This is a genomic window from Terrabacter sp. P5_B1 (assembly GCF_056400505.1).
On sequence record NZ_JBFULD010000278.1, the window covers coordinates 1 to 5,685 of the forward strand.

Here is a 5,685-nt window from a genome sequence, read left to right on the forward strand (position 1 = left end):
GTACGCCGACGGCGTCATCGTCGGCTCCGCGCTCGTGCGGTGCCTCACCGAGGCCGACTCCGAGGAGCAGGGTCTCCACGCCCTCGGCGTCCTGGCCCGCGAGCTCGCCGACGGCGTGCGCCGGAGCCGGTCATGACCCTGCTCGCCGGTGTGCCCGCCGCCCTGGGTGCCGCGCTGCCGGCCGAGATCCCGTCGCCCAGCGTCGGCGTCTGGCACCTCGGCCCCCTGCCGGTCCGGGGGTATGCCCTGTGCATCCTCGCCGGCATCGTCGTCGCGGTCTGGCTGACGCAGAAGCGCCTGGAGGCCCGTGGGCACCGCAAGGGCGTCGCCATCGACATCTCCGCCTGGGCCGTGCCGTTCGGCATCGTCGGCGGGCGCCTCTACCACCTCATCACCACGCCGCAGCCGTACTTCGGCCAGAACGGCGACCCGTGGAAGGCCTTCGCCATCTACGAGGGCGGTCTCGGCATCTGGGGTGCGGTTGCGCTGGGCGCCCTCGGGGCCTGGATCGGCTGCCGCAAGAACGGCGTCGCGTTCCGCGACTTCGTCGACGCCGCCGCGCCCGGCCTCGCGATCGCCCAGGCGATGGGCCGCTTCGGCAACTGGTTCAACAACGAGATCTACGGCGCCCCGACCGACCTGCCGTGGAGGCTGCGCATCTACGAGTGGGACACCTCGGTCGGCCGCGCCGTCGTCGACGCCCAGGGCAACCCCGTCGTCAAGGGCTACTTCCACCCGACCTTCCTCTACGAGGCACTCTGGTGCCTGCTGCTCGCGGCCTTCCTCATCTGGCTCGGCCGCCGGCGCCCGCTCAAGGCCGGTCAGGTCTTCGCGGCCTACGTCATGGGCTATCCGGTCGGGCGCATCGTCATCGAGAACATGCGCAGCGACTCGGCCAACCTCATCCTCGGCCAGCGCGTCAACACCTGGGTCTCGATCCTCGTGTTCCTGCTCGGAGTCTACCTGTGGCGCCGCTTCGGCCGCATGGAGCAGCCGGCCGCCCCGGCGGGGCAGGCCGACCCGGACGGCGCCGAGGTCGAGCAGGGGGAGGCCGGAGATCCTTCGGTCCAGGCTGCCCCCGACGGGTCGAACGACACCGCTGCCAGCGAGTCGAAGGTGGACCGTCCGGCGCAGTCGTGACGCGCTCCGCGCCGTTCGTTATCGAGGTGGTGAGCACGACGTCTCAGGATTCGGAATCCGCCGTATCAACAGGTAGGACGAGCGGCCACTCCGATATCGTCTCCAGAAACGCCTGTGGCCAGTGCCGTCCACATGCCCTCAGTCATGTCGCGTGGCCCCGTGCGGTCGCCGCCTGGGACCCAGCAGAAGGACGGTGAACATGCCGCCGCACACCCGCACCAGTGCCCTCTACAGTGCACACCCGGAGAACTCCGGTCTCTACCGACGCGAGTTCGAGCACGACGCCTGTGGTGTCGCCCTCATCGCGACGATGCGGGGGACGGCGGGCCACGACATCGTCGACCACGCCCTCACGGCGCTGCGCAACCTCGACCACCGTGGGGCCACCGGGGCCGACCCGCTCGTCGGTGACGGCGCGGGCATCCTGACCCAGATCCCCGACGCGTTCTTCCGCGCGACGGTCCCCTTCACGCTGCCGAACAACGGGGCGTATGCCGCGGGCATCGCCTTCTTGCCGCAGAACCCCATCGAGCGGGCCGCGGCCAAGGCCCGCATCGAGGAGCTCGCGGTCGCCGAGAACCTCAAGGTCCTCGGCTGGCGTGAGGTGCCCGTCGAGGGCGACCTCGTCGGCGCCGTGGCCCGCGAGTGCATGCCGTTCTTCGAGCAGCTGTTCGTGAGCAGCTCGATCGGTCGGCAGGTGGCGCTGGGGCTCGACCGGCTCGCGTTCTGCCTGCGGAAGCGGGCCGAGCACGAGGTCGGCGTCTACTTCTCCTCGCTCAGCTCGCGCACCATCGTCTACAAGGGCATGCTGACGACCGGCCAGCTCGAGCCGTTCTTCCCGGACCTGTCCGACCCCCGCTTCGCCAGCGAGCTCGCCCTGGTGCACTCGCGCTTCTCGACGAACACGTTCCCGTCGTGGCCGCTCGCGCACCCCTACCGCTTCATCGCGCACAACGGTGAGATCAACACCGTCAAGGGCAACCGCAACTGGATGAGCGCGCGCGAGAGCCTGCTGACCTCCGACATCATCCCGGGCGACCTCGAGCGGGTCTTCCCGATCTGCACCCCCGAGGCGTCCGACTCGGCGAGCTTCGACGAGGTGCTCGAGCTGCTCCACCTCGGCGGCCGCTCGCTGCCGCACGCGGTCCTCATGATGATCCCCGAGGCGTGGGAGAACCACGCCACGATGGACCCGGCGCGCAAGGCGTTCTACGAGTTCCACTCGACGTTCATGGAGCCGTGGGACGGTCCCGCCAACGTCTGCTTCAGCGACGGCACGCTCGTCGGCGCGGTCCTCGACCGCAACGGCCTGCGGCCCGGTCGCTACACGGTCACCGACGACGGCCTCGTCGTGCTGGCCTCCGAGTCCGGCGTGCTCGAGCTCGACCCCGAGACCATCGTCCAGCGCGGACGCCTCCAGCCCGGCAAGATGTTCCTCGTCGACACCGAGCACGGCCGCATCGTCAGCGACGAGGAGATCAAGTCCCAGCTCGCCGCCGCCAAGCCGTATGCCGAGTGGCTGCATGCCGGTCTCATCCACCTCGAGGACCTCCCGGAGCGTGAGCACATCGTGCACACCGCGGCCTCGGTCGCCCGTCGCCAGCAGACGTTCGGCTACACCGCCGAGGAGCTGCGCATCCTGCTGACCCCGATGGCCCGTTCCGGTGGAGAGGCGCTCGGCTCGATGGGCACCGACACGCCCATCGCCGTCCTGTCGTCGCGGCCGAGGCTGCTCTTCGACTACTTCACGCAGCTCTTCGCCCAGGTGACCAACCCGCCGCTCGACGCCATCCGCGAGGAGCTCGTCACCTCGCTCGGCACCTACATGGGGCCCGAGGGCAACGCCCTGTCGGCCTCGCCGTCGCACGCCCGCCAGCTCGTCCTCGACTTCCCGGTCATCGACAACGACGAGCTCGCCAAGATCGTCCACATCAACGCCGACGGTGACCTGCCCGGCTACGCGACCCACGTCGTCCGCGGCCTGTACGACGTCACCGGGGGAGCGGCCGCCATGCGGGACCGCCTCGAGGAGATCTTCGCCGAGGTGTCGCAGGCCATCACCCGCGGTGCGCGGTTCGTCGTGCTCTCCGACCGCGACTCCGGCCGCGACCTCGCGCCCATCCCGTCGCTGCTCCTCACGGCCGCCGTCCACCACCACCTCATCCGTGAGAAGACCCGCACCCAGGTGGGCCTGCTCGTCGAGGCCGGTGACGTGCGCGAGGTGCACCACGTGGCGCTGCTCATCGGTTTCGGTGCGGCCGCCGTCAACCCCTACCTCGCCATGGAGACCGTCGAGGACCTCGTCCGGGCCGGTGAGATCGAGGGCGTGACGGCCGAGAAGGCCGTTGCCAACCTCATCAAGGCCCTCGGCAAGGGTGTCCTCAAGGTCATGTCCAAGATGGGCATCTCGACCGTCGCGTCGTACCGCGGCGCCCAGGTCTTCGAGGCCATCGGTCTGTCGCAGGCGCTCGTCGAGCGCTACTTCACCGGCACGGTGAGCCAGCTCGGCGGCGTCGGCCTCGACGTCATCGCCCGCGAGACGGCCGAGCGCCACGCGCGCGCCTACCCGCCGGACGGCGTCCACCAGCCGCACCGCACCCTCGAGGTCGGGGGCGAGTACCAGTGGCGGCGCGAGGGTGAGCCGCACCTCTTCGACCCGGAGACGGTCTTCCGCCTCCAGCACTCGACGCGCCAGCGCCGCTACGACATCTTCAAGCAGTACACCAACCGCGTCGACGACCAGACGTCGCGCCTGATGACGCTGCGCGGACTCATGGGCTTCCGACCGACCGGGGTCACGGGGCGCCTGCCCGTGCCGATCGAGGAGGTCGAGCCGGTCAGCGAGATCGTCAAGCGCTTCAACACGGGCGCCATGAGCTACGGCTCGATCTCGCAGGAGGCGCACGAGACGCTAGCGATCGCGATGAACCACCTCGGTGGTCGCTCGAACACCGGGGAGGGCGGCGAGGACGTCGACCGCCTCCTCGACCCCGAGCGCCGCTCGGCGGTCAAGCAGGTCGCCTCGGGACGCTTCGGCGTCACGAGTCTCTACCTCACGCACTCCGACGACATCCAGATCAAGATGGCCCAGGGCGCCAAGCCCGGCGAGGGCGGACAGCTGCCCGGCCACAAGGTCTACCCGTGGGTGGCCAGGACCCGGCACTCGACCCCCGGGGTCGGCCTGATCTCGCCGCCGCCGCACCACGACATCTACTCCATCGAGGACCTGGCTCAGCTGATCCACGACCTCAAGAACGCCAACCCGGTGGCCCGGATCCACGTCAAGCTCGTCTCCGAGATCGGGGTCGGCACCGTCGCGGCCGGAGTCTCCAAGGCGCACGCCGACGTCGTGCTCATCTCGGGCCACGACGGCGGCACCGGTGCGTCGCCGCTCACCTCGCTCAAGCACGCCGGAGCCCCCTGGGAGCTCGGCCTCGCCGAGGCGCAGCAGACCCTCGTGCTCAACGGCTTGCGCGACCGCATCGTCGTCCAGGTCGACGGGCAGCTGAAGACCGGTCGCGACGTCGTCGTGGCCGCGCTGCTCGGCGCCGAGGAGTTCGGCTTCGCCACGGCACCGCTCGTGGTGTCGGGCTGCATCATGATGCGCGTCTGCCACCTCGACACCTGCCCGGTCGGCATCGCCACGCAGAACCCCGAGCTCCGCTCGCGCTTCTCCGGCAAGCCGGAGTTCGTCGAGACCTTCTTCGAGTACGTCGCCCAGGAGGTCCGCGAGCACCTCGCGTCGCTCGGCTTCCGCTCCATCGAGGAGGCCGTCGGCCAGGTCGGCAGCCTCGACCTCGACAAGGCGATCGCGCACTGGAAGGCGTCCGGCCTCGACCTCAGCCCGATCCTCGCCGTCGCGGACAACCCCACCGGCGGCACGCTGTACCAGTCGGCCACGCAGGACCACGGGCTCGACAAGGCGCTCGACAACGAGCTCCTGAGCCGAGCCCTGTCGGCCATCGAGTCCGGCGAGCCGGTGCGCACCGAGATCGCCGTGCGCAACGTCAACCGCACGGTCGGCACGATGCTCGGTCACCACGTGACGAAGGCGCACCCGTCCGGCCTCGCGGACAACACGATCGAGCTGACGATGACCGGCTCCGGCGGGCAGTCCTTCGGCGCCTTCCTGCCGGCCGGCGTCACCATGCAGCTGTTCGGCGACGCCAACGACTACGTCGGCAAGGGACTCTCCGGCGGCCGCATCGTGGTGCGACCGCACCGCGACGCGGCCCTCGTGGCCGAGGAGAACGTCATCGCCGGCAACGTCATCGCCTACGGCGCCACGACCGGCCAGCTCTTCCTGCGCGGGGTCGTCGGCGAGCGCTTCTGCGTGCGCAACTCCGGCGCCCATGCGGTCGTCGAGGGCGTCGGTGACCACGGGTGCGAGTACATGACGGGCGGTGCTGCGGTGGTGCTCGGACAGACCGGCCGCAACTTCGCAGCGGGCATGTCGGGCGGTGTGGCCTACGTCCTCGACCTCGACCCCGACCTCGTCAACCGCGAGATGGTAGACCTCCTCCCGCTCCGCGACGAGGACGAACG

Annotated in this window: 2 protein-coding genes and 1 pseudogene; all 3 read left to right on the forward strand. The window is 70.3% G+C overall.

What is annotated here, in order from left to right; translation table 11 throughout:
* Positions 1–136 (forward strand): annotated as a pseudogene (locus tag AC1DP0_RS17090) (tryptophan synthase subunit alpha); the annotation flags it as partial.
* Complete coding sequence (lgt, locus tag AC1DP0_RS17095) at positions 133–1,140, forward strand: prolipoprotein diacylglyceryl transferase (protein WP_478086598.1); 1,008 nt, start codon at positions 133–135, stop codon at positions 1,138–1,140. The pseudogene AC1DP0_RS17090 and the gene lgt, both read left to right, overlap by 4 nt.
* Before the next feature lie 199 nt (positions 1,141–1,339).
* The coding region (gene gltB / locus AC1DP0_RS17100) for a glutamate synthase large subunit (protein ID WP_478086601.1) at positions 1,340–5,685 on the forward strand (4,346 nt) is incomplete at its 3' end.